At 43.2% G+C, this 18,344-nt stretch carries 18 protein-coding genes and 1 riboswitch; of the genes, 15 read left to right on the top strand and 3 right to left on the bottom strand.

Annotated elements, in window-relative coordinates:
• Positions 1-6 precede the first annotated feature (6 nt).
• Complete coding sequence (locus VPNCDNU1_RS01705) at positions 7-354, top strand: gamma-glutamylcyclotransferase family protein (RefSeq protein WP_104398752.1); 348 nt, start codon at positions 7-9, stop codon at positions 352-354.
• Positions 355-522: 168 nt separating this feature from the next.
• On the opposite strand, the gene ppa is transcribed toward VPNCDNU1_RS01705, so the two are convergent.
• Positions 523-1,053, bottom strand: a complete 531-nt coding sequence (gene ppa, locus VPNCDNU1_RS01700) for an inorganic diphosphatase (RefSeq protein WP_104398751.1) — start codon at positions 1,051-1,053, stop codon at positions 523-525.
• 248 nt (positions 1,054-1,301) lie between these two features.
• Positions 1,302-2,312, bottom strand: coding sequence for a class 1 fructose-bisphosphatase (gene fbp, locus VPNCDNU1_RS01695; protein WP_104398750.1), 1,011 nt, complete (start codon positions 2,310-2,312; stop codon positions 1,302-1,304).
• A 349-nt stretch (positions 2,313-2,661) separates the two neighbouring features.
• Here fbp and mpl point away from each other — a divergent pair, with 349 nt between their 5' ends.
• From mpl to thiQ, 5 genes are all read left to right on the top strand, one after another.
• Positions 2,662-4,026, top strand: coding sequence for a UDP-N-acetylmuramate:L-alanyl-gamma-D-glutamyl-meso-diaminopimelate ligase (mpl, locus tag VPNCDNU1_RS01690; RefSeq protein ID WP_104398749.1), 1,365 nt, complete (start codon positions 2,662-2,664; stop codon positions 4,024-4,026).
• A 33-nt stretch (positions 4,027-4,059) separates the two neighbouring features.
• Complete coding sequence (locus tag VPNCDNU1_RS01685; RefSeq protein ID WP_104398748.1) at positions 4,060-4,683, top strand: flavin prenyltransferase UbiX; 624 nt, start codon at positions 4,060-4,062, stop codon at positions 4,681-4,683.
• Positions 4,684-4,737: 54 nt separating this feature from the next.
• Positions 4,738-4,869: riboswitch (TPP riboswitch) on the top strand.
• Positions 4,870-4,914: 45 nt separating this feature from the next.
• A complete protein-coding gene (gene thiB / locus VPNCDNU1_RS01680) occupies positions 4,915-5,907 on the top strand; it encodes a thiamine ABC transporter substrate binding subunit (protein ID WP_104398747.1) in 993 nt (330 codons plus the stop codon).
• A gap of 67 nt (positions 5,908-5,974) precedes the next feature.
• Positions 5,975-7,570: a thiamine/thiamine pyrophosphate ABC transporter permease ThiP gene (gene thiP / locus VPNCDNU1_RS01675; RefSeq protein ID WP_167404696.1), complete on the top strand. Its 1,596-nt coding sequence runs from the start codon at positions 5,975-5,977 to the stop codon at positions 7,568-7,570.
• The gene (gene thiQ / locus VPNCDNU1_RS01670; protein WP_167404699.1) at positions 7,563-8,267 is read left to right on the top strand and encodes a thiamine ABC transporter ATP-binding protein; all 705 of its coding nucleotides are present in this window, start codon (positions 7,563-7,565) and stop codon (positions 8,265-8,267) included. Before thiP ends, thiQ begins: the two co-directional genes overlap by 8 nt.
• Before the next feature lies 1 nt (position 8,268).
• On the opposite strand, the gene VPNCDNU1_RS01665 is transcribed toward thiQ, so the two are convergent.
• Positions 8,269-8,667, bottom strand: a complete 399-nt coding sequence (locus VPNCDNU1_RS01665) for a DUF2170 family protein (protein ID WP_104398745.1) — start codon at positions 8,665-8,667, stop codon at positions 8,269-8,271.
• Positions 8,668-9,235: 568 nt separating this feature from the next.
• Between VPNCDNU1_RS01665 and VPNCDNU1_RS01660 the strand changes: the two genes are divergently transcribed.
• From VPNCDNU1_RS01660 to VPNCDNU1_RS01620, 9 genes are all read left to right on the top strand, one after another.
• Complete coding sequence (locus tag VPNCDNU1_RS01660; RefSeq protein ID WP_101111076.1) at positions 9,236-9,541, top strand: PTS sugar transporter subunit IIB; 306 nt, start codon at positions 9,236-9,238, stop codon at positions 9,539-9,541.
• A gap of 85 nt (positions 9,542-9,626) precedes the next feature.
• Positions 9,627-10,961, top strand: a complete 1,335-nt coding sequence (locus VPNCDNU1_RS01655) for a PTS sugar transporter subunit IIC (protein WP_104398744.1) — start codon at positions 9,627-9,629, stop codon at positions 10,959-10,961.
• Positions 10,962-11,018: 57 nt separating this feature from the next.
• Entirely contained in the window at positions 11,019-11,330 is a 312-nt protein-coding gene (locus tag VPNCDNU1_RS01650) for a PTS lactose/cellobiose transporter subunit IIA (RefSeq protein ID WP_104398743.1), read from the top strand.
• 9 nt (positions 11,331-11,339) lie between these two features.
• Positions 11,340-12,659 (top strand): 6-phospho-beta-glucosidase, encoded by a 1,320-nt coding sequence (locus VPNCDNU1_RS01645; RefSeq protein ID WP_104398742.1) that lies wholly within the window; start codon positions 11,340-11,342, stop codon positions 12,657-12,659.
• A gap of 30 nt (positions 12,660-12,689) precedes the next feature.
• The gene (gene chbG / locus VPNCDNU1_RS01640) at positions 12,690-13,433 is read left to right on the top strand and encodes a chitin disaccharide deacetylase (protein ID WP_104398741.1); all 744 of its coding nucleotides are present in this window, start codon (positions 12,690-12,692) and stop codon (positions 13,431-13,433) included.
• Positions 13,434-13,551: 118 nt separating this feature from the next.
• The gene (locus tag VPNCDNU1_RS01635) at positions 13,552-14,547 is read left to right on the top strand and encodes a LacI family DNA-binding transcriptional regulator (RefSeq protein ID WP_104398740.1); all 996 of its coding nucleotides are present in this window, start codon (positions 13,552-13,554) and stop codon (positions 14,545-14,547) included.
• Positions 14,548-14,667: 120 nt separating this feature from the next.
• Positions 14,668-15,492, top strand: a complete 825-nt coding sequence (locus VPNCDNU1_RS01630; protein ID WP_104398739.1) for an HDOD domain-containing protein — start codon at positions 14,668-14,670, stop codon at positions 15,490-15,492.
• A gap of 265 nt (positions 15,493-15,757) precedes the next feature.
• A complete protein-coding gene (locus tag VPNCDNU1_RS01625) occupies positions 15,758-17,008 on the top strand; it encodes an HD-GYP domain-containing protein (RefSeq protein WP_104398738.1) in 1,251 nt (416 codons plus the stop codon).
• Positions 17,009-17,198: 190 nt separating this feature from the next.
• Positions 17,199-17,999: a helix-turn-helix domain-containing protein gene (locus VPNCDNU1_RS01620; RefSeq protein ID WP_104398737.1), complete on the top strand. Its 801-nt coding sequence runs from the start codon at positions 17,199-17,201 to the stop codon at positions 17,997-17,999.
• Positions 18,000-18,344 lie beyond the last annotated feature (345 nt).

The raw sequence follows: 18,344 nt of genomic DNA, 5'->3' as shown, positions 1-18,344 counted from the left end.
AGTGCGATGGAACAGCTGGTGTTTGTGTATGGGATGTTGCGACAAGGCGAAGACAATCACCACTTCTTGGAAGGGTGCGAGTTGGTCGCCCAGTTTCGGACAGGGCCTGCATTTGCTTTGTACGATTTAGGTCATTACCCAGGAATGGTGCAAGGTCAGCAAGAGATCTTCGGTGAAATTTACCGGATCAATGCGCAAATATTGGCAAAGTTAGACCACCTTGAAGATGTGCCATACGAATACCGCCGTGAGAAAATGTCGACTCCATTTGGGGAGGCATGGGTCTATCTCTATCAAGATGGCAGCCAGTTATCGGAGCCAATCGACTCGAGCGATTGGTGCCAGCGCTTTTAGTTCTGTAGAACTGTATTGGCGGTGAATGAGTTCTTTGGCTATCCAGAATCCGTTAATGTATTTCAAGTAAAACAGCCCAGTCGATACTAGGCTGTTTTTTTATTTGCGGAATGTTATCCAAAGCAGAGTATGTTTTCCCAAGCTTAGGTTAGTAGTTCCAAGTTCAGGTTATTTATTCTGTGCTCGATCATAAGAGGTCTGAATTTCTTCTCGTGCGGCGGCAGCGTCTGCCCAGCCATCGACTTTTACCCATTTACCCGATTCAAGCTCTTTGTAGCGATCAAAAAAGTGCGTGATCTGCGCTTTTAGCAATTCGGGGATGTCATTCACATCTTGGATGTGTTCATACTCTTTCGATAGTTTGCTGTGAGGTACGGCCACAATCTTGGCATCTTCCCCAGACTCGTCAGTCATTTTCAAAACCCCCACCGGACGACAGCGGATAACAGAGCCAGGAATCAGAGGGTGCGGTGTCGGAACAAGAACATCCACTGGATCACCGTCTAGGGATAAGGTGTGGTTTACATAACCATAGTTACATGGGTAGAACATGGGCGCAGACATAAAACGGTCCACAAAAACTGCGCCAGAATCTTTATCTACTTCATATTTGATCGGATCTGCGTTTGCTGGAATTTCGATTACGACATAGATGTCATCAGGCAATGATTTACCCGCTGGTACATTGTTTAAACTCATTGTGCTTTCCTTTTCTAATGAATTTCACTGTACATAGCTTAAGCGAATTTACCGTATCCTGCTATTCCACTTTAGACCAAAACACGATCCACTTTAGACTAAAACACAGTCCACTTTAGACTGGCTCAGAGCCCAAATTAGAGCGGAAGCCAATCGGTTTTGGAGAATTAGCTTAGTGACTAAAACAAGAAATCCCCACCTAACTAAATAAAGCTGGCGGGGATTATTCGTATTTATATTTGGCGGATTCAGTCTTGATTCAGTTCAAGAAATTCTTCAACCTTGCGAACCATATTCTTAGAACCAACAAAGAAAGGCACACGCTGGTGCAGCTCGGTTGGTTTGATGTCCATGATGCGGTTAACACCATCGGAAGCCAAACCACCTGCTTGCTCTATCAAAAATGCCATAGGGTTGCACTCGTACAACAAACGCAATTTACCATTCGGGTGGCTTTGGGTGCTTGGGTAAAGGTAGATGCCGCCTTTAAGCAAGTTACGGTGGAAATCTGCAACTAGCGAACCAATGTAACGGGACGTATAAGGGCGACCTTCTTCAGGCGAATTTTCCTGACAGTACTTTATGTATTTTTTCACACCCGTTGGGAAACGGATGTAGTTACCCTCGTTAATGGAGTAAATTAGGCCGTCTTCAGGAATCATCATATTTTCATGAGACAAACAAAAAACGCCTAGAGAAGGGTCATAAGTAAAGCCATGAACCCCTTTACCTGTGGTGTACACCAGCATGGTTGAAGAACCATAAATGATATAACCTGCCGCGACTTGCTTGTCTCCGGGCTGGAAAAAATCTTCTTCTGTTGCTGGTGTTCCAATAGGTGAAACGCGTTTGTAAATAGAGAAAATAGTGCCGACGGAAACGTTTACGTCAATGTTTGAAGAACCATCCAGTGGATCCATTAAAACAACGTACTTCGCATTTTGATTGAGTTCTTTATTGAATGCGACCGCTTCATCTTCTTCTTCACTGGCGACACCACAAACCTGATCGCGAGCTTCAAGTGCGGCTTTGAACTTTTCGTTGGCGTAGACATCTAGCTTTTGCTGAGCTTCGCCCTGGACGTTTTCAGTGCCGACGGCACCCGTTATATCGACAAGACCCGCTTTGTTGATTTCTCGGTTTACAATTTTGGCAGCAAGCTTAATTGAACCGAGAAGAGAGGATAGATCGCCACTGGCGTGAGCGAAGTCATTTTGCTTTTCAACAATAAACTCGCCTAGAGTGCGTATCTCAGACATGTTTGTTCCTTTGTTCAGTTTCCTGGGCTGAGATCTAAGCTACCGACGACGCTGACTGGGGAAGGTCAAGTTTCTCAAGGGTTCACGGTTAAGAAACTAGGTCGTGTGGTCGAGCTCAGATACAATAAAGTCCCAATCTAAGTTGGGTTGCCTACCCGATAAATGTAGGGGCATCTGGGTTTCATTTATTATTGTATAAGTTGAATCTTTTTAATGGTAATGAAGTAACTTGCTGATCCTTGAATAAATTTAGTTGGACATCACACTTTTATACTCACATTTCGCTGACAAATATCAGGCATGATAAGAAGCCAGTAAAGACGTCAAAACAGACTAGGAATCGTAATTTATGCATATTCATATTTTGGGGGTTTGCGGGACATTTATGGGCGGAGCCGCGGTATTGGCTCGTCAAATGGGGCATAAAGTCACAGGCTCCGATGCCAATGTTTACCCCCCAATGAGCACGCTATTGGAATCTCAGGGTATCGAAATTATCGAGGGGTTTGACCCATCGCAATTGGAGCCGAAGCCAGACTTGGTGGTGATTGGTAATGCAATGAGTCGCGGAAACCCTTGTGTAGAATATGTATTGAATCGCAATCTTAAATACACATCAGGTCCTCAATGGCTGCAAGAATTTTTGCTGCACGAACGTTGGGTATTGGCGGTATCCGGAACACATGGCAAAACGACCACTTCGAGCATGCTAACTTGGATCCTTGAGCACTGCGGTTACCAGCCCGGATTTTTAGTAGGGGGCGTTTTAGGCAATTTTGGTGTTTCGTCTCGTCTTGGTGAAAGTATGTTTTTCGTTGTCGAAGCGGATGAGTATGACAGCGCTTTTTTTGATAAACGTTCTAAGTTTGTTCATTATCACCCGCGAACGTTGGTGATGAATAATCTTGAGTTTGATCATGCAGATATCTTCGATGACTTGGATGATATTAAGCGACAGTTCCATCATTTGATCCGTACCGTGCCTGAAAATGGACGTATATTTTCCCCAATTAATGACGAAGCGCTTGAAAGCGTGCTTGAACAGGGCTGCTGGAGCGAACAAGAAAAGACAGGCTTCAATGGCGACTGGAGAGCTGAAAAAGTCAAATCAGACGGCAGTGAATTTAACGTTCTCTTCCAAGGCAAGCATGTTGGCAAGGTTTCTTGGAACCTCATTGGTGACCACAACGTCGATAATGCACTAATGGCGATTGCGGCGGCTAGGCACGTGGGTGTTACGCCTGACTTAGCATGTGAAGCTCTGACGTTATTCGTGAATACAAAAAGACGTTTAGAGCTGAAAGGCGAAGTGAATGGCATTACGGTTTACGATGATTTTGCTCATCACCCAACCGCCATTGAACTAACGTTACAAGGATTACGTAATAAGGTTGGTGAAGGAAAAATTCTAGCAGTGCTAGAACCTCGCTCCAGCACGATGAAAATGGGCGTCCATAAAGAAACACTCGCCAATGCACTAAGTACTGCCGATTCCGTCTATTTGTTCCAGCCAGATAATATCCAATGGTCAGTCGACGATGTTGCGAGTCAATGTCACCAGCCGGTACAGACCAGCGATGACATAGATACGCTGGTTACACGTATCGTCGAAGAAGCTAAACCAGGCGATCAGATATTGGTGATGAGCAATGGGGGATTTGGTGGGATTCATGATAAATTACTCAATGTACTCGCAGCTGATACGCTAACCTAAGAGTGGATTGATTTTTCAACGCAAGAAGTAAGAATGACTCAAAAAAATAAAGCCATTACGTTGGCATTTACAGGGGCATCCGGAGCACCTTATGGGCTCCGGCTACTGGAATGCCTACTCGCCGCAGATTACACCGTCTATTTGTTGATATCTTCCGCCGCGCGAGTGGTGATGGCAACGGAGCACGGGCTGAAACTACCGGGTTCTCCAGATGGCGCGAAAGAAAAGCTGGTTGAACACCTTCAATGCGATGCGAATAAGCTCATCGTTTGCGGTAAAGAAGATTGGTTTTCACCCGTAGCTTCAGGTTCGGCAGCACCGAAACAAATGGTGGTTTGCCCTTGCAGCGCAGGCAGTGTGGCTGCCATCGCCCACGGCATGTCGGATAATCTTATAGAGCGTGCTGCCGATGTGGTCATGAAAGAGCGTGGGCAATTACTTTTGGTTGTTCGTGAAACGCCTTTTTCTACTCTTCATTTGGAAAATATGCATAAGCTCTCGCAAATGGGTGTCACCATCATGCCTGCCGCACCGGGGTTTTATCACCAACCAACCAGCATTGATGACTTAGTCGACTTTATGGTTGCACGCATTCTTGACCATTTAGGTGTTGAGCAAGGATTAGTCCCTCGTTGGGGATATGATCAGCGCAATTAGAAACGATTGAAGTAATTGCATATGGCTAAGTTCATAGAAGTCGATAAAATAGAACCACTCTCATCGGGGTGCTAAATGAATAGGCGATGTTTGCATCGCTTTTCTTATGGCTGAGATAAACCTTTGGTTTGAACCCGTACACCTGAACCAGATAATACTGGCGTAGGAATTGAGCGCGGAAATTTACCCCTCTCAACACCTGTGCCGCTCAACAATGGATAGGAGCGACCAGTGAAATACGCACTGACTACCGTAGCACTTGCTACACTTGCTGCCACATCGGCATTCGCCGCAGAAAACACGCTAACGGTTTACACGTACGATTCTTTTGCTGCGGATTGGGGACCGGGTCCAACGGTCGAAAAAGCGTTTGAAGCTCAATGCGGCTGTAATCTAGAGTTTGTTGCACTTGACGATGGCGTGACCATTCTCAATCGCTTACGCCTTGAAGGTAAAAACAGCAAAGCGGATATCGTGCTTGGTCTTGATAACAATTTAATGGCTGAGGCAAAGAAAAGCGGTTTGCTTGCCGAGCACAGTGTAGACACGGCTAACGTGACGATTCCAGGTGGTTGGACAGACAGCACCTTTGTTCCTTACGATTACGGCTACTTTGCGTTTGTTTACAACAAAGAAAAACTCACCAACCCACCCAAGAGCCTAAAGGAATTGGTTGAAAAGCGTGATGATCTTAAAGTGATTTACCAAGATCCACGCACCTCGACGCCTGGTCAAGGTTTAATGCTGTGGATGAAGTCGGTGTATGGCGACAATACGACGGATGCGTGGAAACAACTGGCCAAGAAAACCGTCACTGTAACGAAAGGTTGGTCTGAAGCGTACTCAATGTTCTTGGAAGGCGAGTCCGATCTTGTACTTTCATACACAACGTCTCCGGCGTATCACTTAATTGCAGAAAAAGACGCGAAATATGCAGCTGCGAATTTTGCTGAAGGTCATTACACTCAGATTGAAGTCGCGGCAAAAGTGAAGGTGAGTGAGAATCAAAAATTAGCCGACGAATTTATGGCGTTCATTCTAAGCGATGAGTTCCAATCTGCGATGCCAACAGGCAACTGGATGTACCCAGTAACTGGTGTTGAACTTCCTGAAGGCTACAACACGTTAACCGTTCCAGCTAAAGCCTTGTCCTTCTCTTCAGATGACGTTGCTGAGAGCAGAAAAACGTGGATTAAGGAATGGCAAAACGCTCTGACTTTCTAAGTTTTACATTATCGACAAGCCATGCATAATGCATGGCTTGCTTGTATATGCATAGGCTCATTCTGTTGTGATTCGAAATGTACCTAAAGTCGGGATAGTCGTCGCGACGGTTATCCTAATTTTTGTTGTTTCAGCTTTGTGGGCACTATTGGCAAACGCGCCTTCACTGAATCCTCTTCAAATATGGTCTGATCCTTATTATCGCCATGTTACCCAGTTCAGCTTTTATCAAGCTTTTCTGTCTACATTACTCAGTGTTGGGTTTGCCGTTCCTGTTGCGCACGCACTTTCCTACCGACAATTTCCCGGTAGAAGCTTACTGCTTAAGCTGTTTGCGAGCACGTTGGTGTTACCAGTCTTAGTTGGGGTATTCGGAATATTAGCCATATATGGCAACAGTGGTTTGATTGCCGATTGGCTGAAAGACAATGGGATGTCTTTGCCTTTTTCAATTTATGGTTTGAACGGCATTTTGCTCGCCCATGTGTTTTTTAACCTGCCGTATGCAACGCGGCTACTGCTTCAAGCGTTAGAGAGTATCCCGCCAGAGCAACACAAATTATGTGCCCATTTAGGGATGTCTCGCTTGAATAAATTTCGTTGGGTAGAGTGGCCTCGATTGGCAACACAGCTCCCTCAGGTGTGCGGATTGGTCTTCATGCTTTGCTTCACCAGTTTTGCTACCGTTATGGCACTAGGTGGGGGGCCGAAATCAACGACGATCGAATTAGCTATCTATCAAGCGATAAAATTCGATTTTGATCTTCAAACGGGTGCATTACTGGCTATGTGGCAAATGCTGTTGTGTGGCGTGCTCGCCATCAGTGTTCAAAAGCTATCAAAGCCTTTATCTGTCACTTCGGGAAGCTTGAAATCACTGCCTATGTATTCTGATAGCCGCAAAGCCAAAGCTTGGGACACTTTTTGGATTGGTTTAGTGATGGCGTTGGTTTTACCACCATTACTGATGGTTGTGCTGAGCGGTCTTAACAGCAAAGTATTTATCGTATTGTCGGATGGTCGTTTTTGGAACGCTGTGCTTTCCTCTCTTCAGGTTGCCTTATTAGCCAGTATTTCTGCATTGCTACTGGGCGCAGCGATTTTGTCGACTAGCCGAGTATGGCGACTCAAAAAACAACATTTTCGTGCCGATAAAATAGAATTAGCGGGCACCATTATCCTCGTCACACCGGGCTTGGTGATCAGTACCGGGTTGTTTTTATTGATCAGGGAAATAGCTGACGTATTTAGCCTAGCATTTTGGGTTGTCGTTGCAGTGAACTGTTTAATGGCATTGCCTTACGTTATCAAAACATTGTCGCTCTCTATGTATCAATTGGTTCAACAGTATCAATATCTAACAGCAAGCTTAGGTGTTCGAGGGTGGAATCATTTTCGCTTAATGGAGTGGCGAGCACTGCGAAAACCCTTTGCCCATGCTTTCGCTATAAGCTTTATGCTATCTATGGGCGATCTTAGCGCGATTGCTCTGTTTGGTAGCCAAGAGTTTAGGACTCTGCCTTTGTATTTATTTCAATTACTTGGAAGTTACCAAATGGAAGCGGCAGCAGTGGTTTCTTTGTGCCTTTTACTTCTGAGTGTGTTGAGCTTTTCACTTGTTGAATCCCTATTTAAACAGAGAGTTCCCCATGACCATTCTTAGTTTACAAGATGTGCATTACCGCTATAACGATGAGCTGTTTAGGTTTAACTTAGATGTGAGTGAAGGCGATATCGTTTCATTGATGGGGCCAAGTGGCGCAGGAAAATCTACGTTATTGTCGCTGGTGGCAGGTTTTATTCAGCCACAGTCAGGGCAGATCTTTGTCGCGGGGCAATCGGTTTTAGGGTTACCGCCACACCAGATTCCTTTGTCTATGTTATTCCAAGAAAACAATCTATTTGCTCACTTAACCGTGCGTGAAAACATAGGATTGGGCATAGAACCTAGTTTAAGGCTTTCTTCTGAACAGAAAGGGCAGGTAGAAGAAGCTGCGGCAATGGTCGGTATCGGTGACTTTTTGGATCGACTTCCAGAGCAGCTTTCTGGTGGGCAGAAACAACGTGTGGCATTGGCACGATGTTTTGTTCAACCTCATTCCATTTGGCTTTTAGATGAACCTTTCTCTGCGCTTGACCCCGTTATTCGCGAAGAAATGCTCTCGTTGGTACAAACATTAGCCAAAGAGAGAAACATAGCCATAGTGATGGTGACGCACCACGTCAGCGATGCGAAGTCCATTGCCTCTCAATTTGCGTATATGTCTCAGGGTGAAATTCGCGCTGTGCTGCCTATCGAGGAACTAGTTGCAACAAACTCAAACCGAGAAATAGCGGCGTTTGTTAAAGCAGGTGAGTAGATCAATACTCTAGATGATGGTTGTACATGTCGATAAAGGCTTCGGCGTTTGTGAAAAGCGTTGCCACTTCAATGATGACACTTTCTTCTTTAGCTTGAGAAGACAGCGAGCCAAATGCGGTGTAGTAGCTCACTTCGTCTACATTGTTTATGCCGACATTGGTTAATGGAATCAGTTTATGAGTTTGTAGGATTTCCTTATTGAGGGCGTGAACATCTTTTACGTTACGTTCGGGGAACAAAATACTTTCGATGACGATCTGATGTTCAGAAATACTTAAGTAAGCAATTAAACTATCTTCTTTGTTGTTGATGATTAGCGTTCCTGAATCAATGGAATCAACCTCCCATCCTCTTCTCGTGTCGATTAGTTTCTGCAGTCCGTCTAATGTCCATGACACAATAATAATCCTTTAGAATCAGTTGGTAAGGGCATGGAGTATAGAGAATAAGTTGCCTATGGCAACACACCTTTATTGTGCCTCGTGGTCGAAGAAATCTCTATTGTTACGAATAGTGTCAATATATCTACTTGTTATAGTAAGTGTATTTTTAAGCAAGTTATAAATATTGCTTTCCAATTTATATTTATATTTTTTCCAGTAGTCACAAATATTGGGATATGCATCACTATTTATTCTCTTTTTACGAATTACATGGGGACATAATCACATTTTTCTTAAAATAGAATAAACATAGAATTTTACGATAAAAATTAATTTTTTTTCATAAAACCCGTGAATAACTAGCTGTTCGCTTATTACTTTTCTTTTGTAGATTATTATCTGAAACCTTTTATCTAACTTTATTTATTTTAGGTAACAAAATAAATAATTATCAGATCTTTATTCGCCAATATTTATTAAATTGGGATATTCTTCACGCAAAATGCAACCGGTTGCGCTTTTTTGTTAATCCAATTTTTGATAGAGTTTTTATAGTTCATTAATTGATCAACTGGAGTGAATTATGAAAAGGATATTGCTTTGCTGCAGCGCAGGTATGTCTACGAGTATGCTAGTTAAGAAAATGGAAGCAGCCGCAACGGAACAGGGAATTGAATGCAAGATAGATGCGTTGTCTGTCAGTGCGTTTGAAGGTGAAATTCAAAACTACGACGTTTGTCTCCTTGGTCCTCAAGTCCGTTTCCAGCTGGAAGAAATGAAGAAAGTTACCGATCAGCATGGTATTAACATCGCGGCGATACCACCTCAAACCTACGGCATGATGAAAGGTGATGAAGTTTTAAAACAAGCACTCTCTCTTATCAAGTAAAACGAAATTAATTTGAGCCTTATATAACCTGATTATATTAAATAATCGGGAAGGGGCTCTTATATCCAAAATATGGGTTTAGATTATGAAAATTTATGAAGCAATGATGAAAGTTGTAGAACAACATATTGCGCCCTTGGCTGCAAAAGTTGGAGCACAACGGCATGTTAGGGCAATGAGAGACGGTTTTATTATCGCGATGCCCTTTATTATTGTCGGAAGTTTTATTTTAATTTTTGCGTTTCCACCATTTGATCAAGACACCACGAATGGTTTTGGGCGTGCTTGGCTTAATTTTGCTTCGACGCATTTCGACACCATTATGATGCCTCACTTTATGTCTATGGCTCTGATGGGGTTATTTGTATCGATGGGGGTAGCTTACAGCTTAGCGAAATCGTACGGAATGGATGGCATTACCAGTGCGGCTCTCGCATTAATGAGTTTTTTACTGGTAGCAGCTCCTGCAAAAGAAGGCATGTTGTCTATGCAATACCTTGGTGGTACTGGTGTATTTACCGCTGTGCTTTCTGGGTTCTTTGCTGTAGAGCTTTATCGCGTCATGAAGAAATACAACATTACGATCCGAATGCCAGAACAGGTTCCGCCTGCGATTCAACGATCTTTTGAAGTACTACTCCCAGTATTGGTTGTATTCCTAACGTTGTACCCATTGAGTATTTGGTTGCAAACACAACACGATATGTTGCTTCCTCAAGCGATTATGGAAGCGTTCAAACCATTGGTGAGTGCCTCAAATACGCTACCAGCCATTATCGGCGCTTTGCTGTTGTGCCAGCTATTGTGGTTTGCTGGTATTCACGGTGCGGCCATAGTAGTTGGTTTACTTGGTCCTATTTTCCTCACAAACCTTACCGTTAACATTGAAGCATTTGTTGCAGGCGAAGAAGTACCTAACGTCTTTACTCAGCCATTCTGGGATTTCTACATCTTTATTGGCGGCTCTGGCGCAACGTTGGCGTTAGTTGCGTTGATGTCATTCAGCCGTTCCGCTCACCTGAAAAGTTTGGGAAGAATGAGTGCGGTTCCGGGCTTATTCCAAATCAACGAGCCGGTTATTTTTGGTAGCCCAATTGTTATGAACCCAACACTGTTCTTACCGTTTGTTGTCGTGCCGATCATTAATGCAACGATTGCGTATATTGCGGTCCACACCGGTTTTGTTGGGATGGGGGTTGCGACTATGCCGTGGACGACTCCAGCGATTATTGGTGCGTCTTGGGGGGCGGGCTGGACATTAACGCCAGTGCTCCTTGTCGCGGTGCTGTTTGTTATCGATATCGTTCTCTACTACCCGTTCTTCAAAATATTCGAACGCGAGCTTCTTGCTCAGGAAAAGCAATCTGATAACACAGAAGAATCGTCAGCACCGGCACGTGGAGAAGGTGTCACCGCTTAACTAATCGCATTTTGAGTCTGGCGACGGTTCGTCAGGCTCTAGAATCTGGAGAGAAAAATGGAACAAGAAGCAGTTGTAATGGACATTATCTGCAATGCAGGTGAAGCCAGAAGTTTGTGTTTTGAAGCGCTAGCAAAAGCCCGAGCGGGCGATTTGAGCCACGCGAAATCTTCTCTTAATCAGGCAAAAGAATGCTTGAACCAAGCACACCTTACCCAAACTCAGCTTATCGAGGCGGATCAAGGTGAGGGAAAAGTGCCGATGACATTGGTCATGGTGCACGCGCAAGACCATTTAATGACAACAATATTGGCGCATGAAATGGCAACAGAAATGGTTGCACTTCACGAACAGTTGGCAAAAAGGTAGGAAATGATAATGGCTAGAAAAGCTCTAAAACTTGCGATTATTGGCGGCGGGAGCAGCTATACCCCTGAACTGGTTGAAGGTGTACTCACGCGTATCGATCGTTTGCCTGTAAAAGAAATCCATTTTGTCGATGTTGAAGAGGGGCAAGAAAAACTGGAAATCATCGCGGCACTTTCAAAGCGTATGGTTGAAAAAGTAGGTGCAGACATTGAGATAAAAGCATCGTTAGATCGAAGAAGCGCGATCAAAGATGCCGACTTTGTCATGACCCAATTCCGAGTGGGTGGGCTTCAAGCTCGAGCGAATGACGAAAGAATTCCACTGAAATACGATGTGATAGGGCAAGAGACCACAGGTCCAGGAGGTTTTGCTAAAGCGTTGAGAACCATCCCGGTGATCTTAGATATATGCCGAGACATTGAAGAGCTAGCCCCTAACGCTTGGATGCTGAATTTTACAAACCCTGCAGGCTTAGTCACTGAAGCTGTGCAGCGACATACCAACGTAAAGAGCATTGGTCTGTGTAATGTGCCTGTCTCCATGAAAATGATGGTCGCAGAAATGATGGATTGTCAGCCAGAAGACCTCCAATTGGAATTCGCAGGGTTAAATCACCTTGTTTGGGTTCACCAAGTTTGGCTACATGGTGAGGACATTACCGAAACCGTATTGGAGAAAGTAGGGGATGGCGCTAACTTCAGTATGAAAAACATTTTTGAAGAACCGTGGGATCCAGATTTCTTATATGCCTTAGGTGTGATCCCTTGTCCGTATCATCGTTACTTTTACCAAACAGAGGCGATGTTAGAAGAAGAAAAGCAGTCTGCTCAAGAAATTGGCACCCGTGCAGAACAAGTCATGCAAACGGAAAAAGAACTGTTTGAACTTTATCGTGATGTCAATCTCGCTCACAAGCCAGAGCAATTGGAGCAAAGAGGTGGTGCGTATTATTCTGATGCTTCTCTCAATCTTGTTGATGCGATTTACAATAATCTGAACGCAGTTCATGTCGTTAATGTTCGAAACAATGGGACGATTCACACATTGCCAGATGATGCGGTGATTGAATGCAGTGCTGTTGTGGGGAGTTTTGGTGCTAAACCTCTTGCTGTAGGTCCGTTTCCAGCTGAAATTCGCGGCTTGATACACCAAGTAAAAGCGTATGAAGAACTTACCGTCGAAGCGGCAGTATCAGGTAGCTATGAGAAAAGTCTAATGGCATTGGCAAACAACCCACTGGTTCCAGATATTGCGAAAGCAAAAGCGATACTGGATGAAATATTACAAACTAACAAACCGTATCTGCCTCAATTTAAGGGGGCACTTTAGCCAGTATGATGGCAGAAGTAGGAGGACAGTATGCAAGTAATATTCAATGCAGATGATTTTGGTTTAACTCATGGAGTAAACCAAGGAATCAAAGACGCGCATTTAAATGGTGTCGTGAACTCTACAACACTTATGGTAGGGATGAGTGCCGATAAAGAAGCGGTAGAGATGGCAAAAGCGTTACCGAATTTAAAAGTCGGTATTCATCTGCGCTTTACTGCCGGCAAACCGCTAACGAATTCACCAAATCTACAAGGTGTAGACGAGTACTTTCCAATTCAACCAGACTTTTGGCAGCGTAGAGATTTTTGCGCTGACGCGGTGGAATCGGAAGTGCGGGCTCAGCTTCGATATTTTGATGAGCTAGGTCTGACGTTGAGTCATATTGACAGTCATCATCATGCCCATCGGCATCCACAGATACTCCCCATCGTTGAACGAATTGCTGCAGAGCGAGGTGTTCCGCTGAGAGAGCAATCTATCAAAGGACGCCGATATCAATTTACCGATAAGTTTTTTGACGACACCGTCTCTATTGATGCTTTGCTTTCGTTAATTAGCACCTATAAAGATCGTTGTGATGTGCTTGAAGTGATGTGTCACCCAGCAAGGATAGATGAGCATCTCGAACAGATATCCAGCTATGTGATTCCACGCGAAAAAGAACGAGCAGTTTTGACTGATCCCCAACTAACGAATTCTCTTAAAGATATGGGCGTGACGATTTCTGATTATTCTGCCGTTACATTGTCGGTGGAGGCGCTCACCCAGTAAAATAAAGTAGCTGCCACTTTGGAACCCCCTAAACCTTAATTCCAATGTTTGAATCTGGCAGCTTGCTTTTTTCTCAGTTAAATTGAGTCCCAATAGTTTAAAAGGAAAACGAGAAAACATGGCAAGAATCAAAGACGTTGCTTTGTTGGCTGGCGTGAACCGTTCTACCGTCTCTAGAATTATTAACGGTGAAGGGAAATTCAGAGAAGAAACAAAAAGAAAAGTAGAGCAAGCGATGGCGGAGCTTAACTATAGACCGAGCGCCATTGCACGTTCTTTGGCAACCGCTTCCAGCAATATGACGGGGCTTCTCGTTACATTTTATACAGGTGGATTCTTCGGTGAGATGATGGATCAAGTGCAAAATGAACTTGATAAGCACAAGAAGTTTTTAATCACAGCTCAAGGACATCATAGTGCGGAAGGCGAGCGTGAAGCGATACAACGCTTTCATGACTTAAGGTGTGAGGGATATGTGCTTCATAGTCGCTATATGAGTGACGAAGAGTTGCGAGAACTCGCTTCCTTACCAACCCCGTTTGTTTTACTGGACCGTTTTGTCGAAGGACTAGAGGACAGGTGCATCACCTTTGATCATGAAAACGCGGCATTTATTGCTACCTCACATTTAATCGAAAATGGGCACACTTGCATTGGTTGCATTGCAGGGCCCAGCGAACGGGTCAGTGCTAAGAATCGATTGTCTGGCTTTGTAAAAGCGATGGACTCTCGAACTATTCCGTGGGGTAGTAGTTTGATAGCAGAAGGGAATTATGGGCGTGAAAGCGGTTATTTGGCAGCCAAACAACTGGTATCCCAAAACCCAGAGCTGACGGCTGTATTTTGCACGAGCGAAGAAATGACAAGTGGTGCTATGCAGTATTTTCATGAAAATGAAATTCGAGTACCTCAGGATATTTCTATCGTGAGCTTCGATAGCGTTTATGTTTGCGAAAGCTTTTACCCAACCGTTTCATCTGTCCAATTCCCCATTAGCAAAATGGCACGCTCTGCCGTAGAGATTCTAACGGCTAAGATTCAGGAGCAAGAAATCAGCGTTGCACAAGAGTTTGAGCCTGAATTGATCCGTAGAAAAAGTGTTTTTCCCCTCTAATTATAAAGGCTGTGAATAGACTCCTGATTCTAGAAAAAACTATAAAAGTAGGTAAAGCAATAACATCCGATTCTTAGACTATAGTTAAAACTGCACATTCATTAATTTGGGGAGAATTCAATGGATCAAGCGAACTTACTATCAAGAATAAATGAATTGCCTAAAATTCGAAAAGTCTTACAGGAACTTGTCGAGATGGTGAATCGAGACGAAGTTGACCTGATGGAGCTTTCACAAAAAATTGCTATGGAACAGGTAGTCTCTGCACGTATTTTAAGGTTAGCAAACTCGGTTCACTTTGGACGAAGCAGAACGGTAGCATCAATCGATGAAGCCGTTATACGTTTAGGGACAGAACCGATCAGAACGTTGGTTGTGGTGTCAGTATTGACGAGTGCTTTCCCTAAATTTGAAACTATGGATGTAAGCGAATATTGGAACAACACATTTGAAGTAGCCACGATTGCGAGTAACATCGCGAAAGAAATTGGTCTAGAGCCAAATCAAGTTTTCACCGCAGGTATCCTTCACAATATTGGTGAGCTAATGATTCACGCGCTAGCTCCTGAAGAAGCGAAAAAAATTCAAGAGCGAGTGAGTGAAGGTGAAGATGCTGAAACAGTACAACGTGACGTACTTGGAACTTCAGCCTGTGAGCTAGGAGCTAAACTAGCAACAGCGTGGAAGTTTGCGCCTCAATTGGTCGATTCAATCGCACACTGCCTTAACCCAGAAAAAGCAGAAGAAGAGCCAAAAATTGCATGGTCTTTGCATTTGGCTAGGCAAATAAATTTCGATTGGGATGATATTGAAGAGGAAGATGAAAGGCTCGAATATATTGAGTCAAACCAAGACGCAAAAGTACTGGGCTTATCAACCACTTTTGTGCCCACTTTAGAAAATGTTAGAGGGCAAGGAAGGGATCTCGCCGCTCAAATGGTGTAACGAAATGTATTAAAGGGGTTTGGATACCCCTTTTTTTCTTTATAATGTCAATGCTCAATTGGAGAGGATTCGTAAACTCCTCAGCCAATTTAAGAGTGTTGAACGGGTAATAACATACTGAAAAATATTCATAATGTTACCAAAATCAAACTAAGTGAACTTAATATAAAGCGCTGTTAGAGCTTTTGTTCACAATGATGTTAGATTTGCTATTCCGCTCAACTTAATAGCGAAAATACGTAACTTAGGAATAAATCGACTCAGTGTGGCCAGTATAAAAATAACGGTCGATCGCATACAACCAGGTCTTCATGTCAAATTACCTGTGAGTTGGAAAGATCACCCGTTTCTCCTTAATAGCTTTAAGATCAAATCCCAAGATCAGGTGGACATAATTCGTCACTTGGGGATTAAGCACGTCTATATCAATCCACTTCAAAGCGATTCAGAACCTTTACCTGCAAATGAAAGCTCAGACAACTTAGAACAAGAAAGTGAACTTGAGCTAACTAAGAAAAAAATGTGGGAAGAGAAGCAAGCTCGAATTGAAAAGCTAAATGCTTACCGTCGGCGTGTAAGTAAATGTGAGAAAGAATTCGAACGTTCTCTATCACAACTTCGCTCGGTGATGAGTAAAATCCGCAATCGACCAGCAGATGCCGTTAATGAAGCCACTATTATGGTCGATGAAATTGTCGACAAACTACTGGCGGATAATAACGTAACACTGCACTTAATGAATGGGAAAAGTAAGTTCCAAGACATTTACTTTCATTCATTGAACGTTGCGGTTATTGCAATGATGATCAGCAAAAGCAAAGGATTCAAAGCCGAGCAAATCAAAGAAATTGCGTTTGGTGCTCTGTTCCACGATATGGGTAAAGTGCGGGTTCCGTCTGCAATAATTAATAAAAAAACCACATTGTCGGCACCAGAAGTGAACTATTTAAAGCTACATACTAAGTATGGCTTAGAAATAGCGGACAAAATTGAGGATTTCCCTTCGAGTGCCAAGCGCATCATTACTCAACACCATGAATGGGTCGATGGCAGTGGTTATCCGGAGGGATTAAAGGGTGAGCAAATCGATGCTTATGCGCAGATAGTGGCGCTCGCTAATGCCTATGATAATTTATGTCATCCAAGAATAGAGGCAGAGCAGAAGATTCCATTCAGTGCGCTCTCTCACCTCTATAAGAAATGCAAACACCTATACAATAATGAAAACCTGAACATTCTCATCAAGTTTATGGGAGTGTATCCACCAGGAACTGTCGTCCAGTTGTCTAATGAAATGGTTGGGTTGGTCATTTCTGTTAATGCCCAGAATATTCTCTACCCAAACGTATTACTTTATGATTCAAACGTACCTCGAAATCAGGCTCCTATCCTTGATCTCGCAGATAGCGATCTGAAAATTGTATCGGCGATATTGCCGCACAAGCTTCCAGACAAGGTTAGGGAATACTTAAATCCAAGGACTCGGATATCTTACTACTTTGAGAATGATGCGTGATGCCTTCTCAAAATGACTACAAAATGGATGTATTGTAGTCACTAGTTTGTCATGTGTTTGACTTCAACCTTAGTTTTAAATGCAGACACTTGGCAAACGAAAGATGCTCTGATTTTATAACCATCTATATAGATGCTTGGATTCATAGCAACGAGACGTTGTGGAATCCTTTGTACATTGGAGTGTAACTATGCAGTCAACGACACAAACAGCAAAGCCAGAATACTTGCTCATGGCTTTGCGACAAACAATAAAAGATGAAGGCATTACCTACAATACTTTGGCACAGCAGCTTGGTGTGCCACTTTCTTCTTTAAAAAGACACCTTCATAATTCTTCCATTCCTCTAGAAAAGTTACTGACCTACTGCGTAGGTGCTGGAATCAACCTTTCAGAACTTCACCAAGTTGCGCTTAAGTTGCAATTTAAGAACGAGAACTTCTTCAATGAGATTCAAGATGACGTATTTTTTGAATTTCCTCAGCTATACGACTTTTACCGCGAGCTTCGTCATAGAGAAAATGAGCTGCACATTATGCAGGAAGAGTATGGGCTAGATGATGCGTGCACTTATCTTTATTTGAGAGCTTTAGAAATCCTAGGTCTTATTCAGCTAGGTGAAAGCAACCGCTTCTCTTTCATTGGTCCTTATCATTATCAAATGTCCAGCTCTTCTAAGTTGGGAATACAATATCTAAAAAGCTTAAAACAACAGGCACTGGAAGCCAAAGATGCCGCGAAAGTAATATGTGGGCGAATGTATTTATCAGATGAGCAGCTTGAAGCTATCGAAACTAAGTTAAATGAAGAGATTCTTCGAACACATAATGAAAACATGGAACATGGAAGAACCGAACCCCAACATTTACGCAATATGATGTTCTTCGAAACGAAGTATAAGAAGGTACTTTTCTCTGATGGAATAGGACCTTTACCTAATGATGTGCTCAATAGGGTCAAAAACATGATCAGTGAAGATGGAAACCTTTAACTTATCCACAGATAAATGTGGGTAAATTGTGTGAACAAAGGGGGTAAAATTAGATTCGTACAAAACTTGCTCGCATGGCTCTTTAATTCCAAAAAAATACCTTTTTAGTATTGCCAACTTCAAATTACTCCCTATAATGCCGCCTCACTGACACGGCAGACGCCACAAGGCTTCAGCGTTAAATGTTAGTTAGGCTTCTAGCTCAAAAATAGATAATTTGTTTCTCCTTTGAAAAAAGGAAAATTAAAAAGAAAAAGTGTTTGACACTGATAATTATCTCGCTAGAATGACCGCCTCTTCACAAGGAAGCTTAGCTACTTACGAAGAAAGCTCTTTAACAATATA

Source organism: Vibrio penaeicida, assembly GCF_002933855.1.
Classification (GTDB): Bacteria; Pseudomonadota; Gammaproteobacteria; order Enterobacterales; family Vibrionaceae; genus Vibrio; species Vibrio penaeicida_A.
The sequence above is the reverse complement of the archived record's forward strand: the minus strand, read 5'-3'. Positions and strand labels throughout refer to the sequence as shown.

Excerpts from the sequence above, each read along its gene's own strand:
- VPNCDNU1_RS01705 (WP_104398752.1), top strand. The coding sequence starts at position 7 with ATGGAACAGCTGGTGTTTGTGTATGGGATGTTGCGACAAGGCGAAGAC.
- ppa (WP_104398751.1), bottom strand. The coding sequence starts at position 1,053 with ATGAGTTTAAACAATGTACCAGCGGGTAAATCATTGCCTGATGACATC.
- fbp (WP_104398750.1), bottom strand. The coding sequence starts at position 2,312 with ATGTCTGAGATACGCACTCTAGGCGAGTTTATTGTTGAAAAGCAAAAT.
- mpl (WP_104398749.1), top strand. The coding sequence starts at position 2,662 with ATGCATATTCATATTTTGGGGGTTTGCGGGACATTTATGGGCGGAGCC.
- VPNCDNU1_RS01685 (WP_104398748.1), top strand. The coding sequence starts at position 4,060 with ATGACTCAAAAAAATAAAGCCATTACGTTGGCATTTACAGGGGCATCC.
- VPNCDNU1_RS01660 (WP_101111076.1), top strand. The coding sequence starts at position 9,236 with ATGAAAAGGATATTGCTTTGCTGCAGCGCAGGTATGTCTACGAGTATG.
- VPNCDNU1_RS01655 (WP_104398744.1), top strand. The coding sequence starts at position 9,627 with ATGAAAATTTATGAAGCAATGATGAAAGTTGTAGAACAACATATTGCG.
- VPNCDNU1_RS01650 (WP_104398743.1), top strand. The coding sequence starts at position 11,019 with ATGGAACAAGAAGCAGTTGTAATGGACATTATCTGCAATGCAGGTGAA.
- VPNCDNU1_RS01645 (WP_104398742.1), top strand. The coding sequence starts at position 11,340 with ATGGCTAGAAAAGCTCTAAAACTTGCGATTATTGGCGGCGGGAGCAGC.
- chbG (WP_104398741.1), top strand. The coding sequence starts at position 12,690 with ATGCAAGTAATATTCAATGCAGATGATTTTGGTTTAACTCATGGAGTA.
- VPNCDNU1_RS01635 (WP_104398740.1), top strand. The coding sequence starts at position 13,552 with ATGGCAAGAATCAAAGACGTTGCTTTGTTGGCTGGCGTGAACCGTTCT.
- VPNCDNU1_RS01630 (WP_104398739.1), top strand. The coding sequence starts at position 14,668 with ATGGATCAAGCGAACTTACTATCAAGAATAAATGAATTGCCTAAAATT.
- VPNCDNU1_RS01620 (WP_104398737.1), top strand. The coding sequence starts at position 17,199 with ATGCAGTCAACGACACAAACAGCAAAGCCAGAATACTTGCTCATGGCT.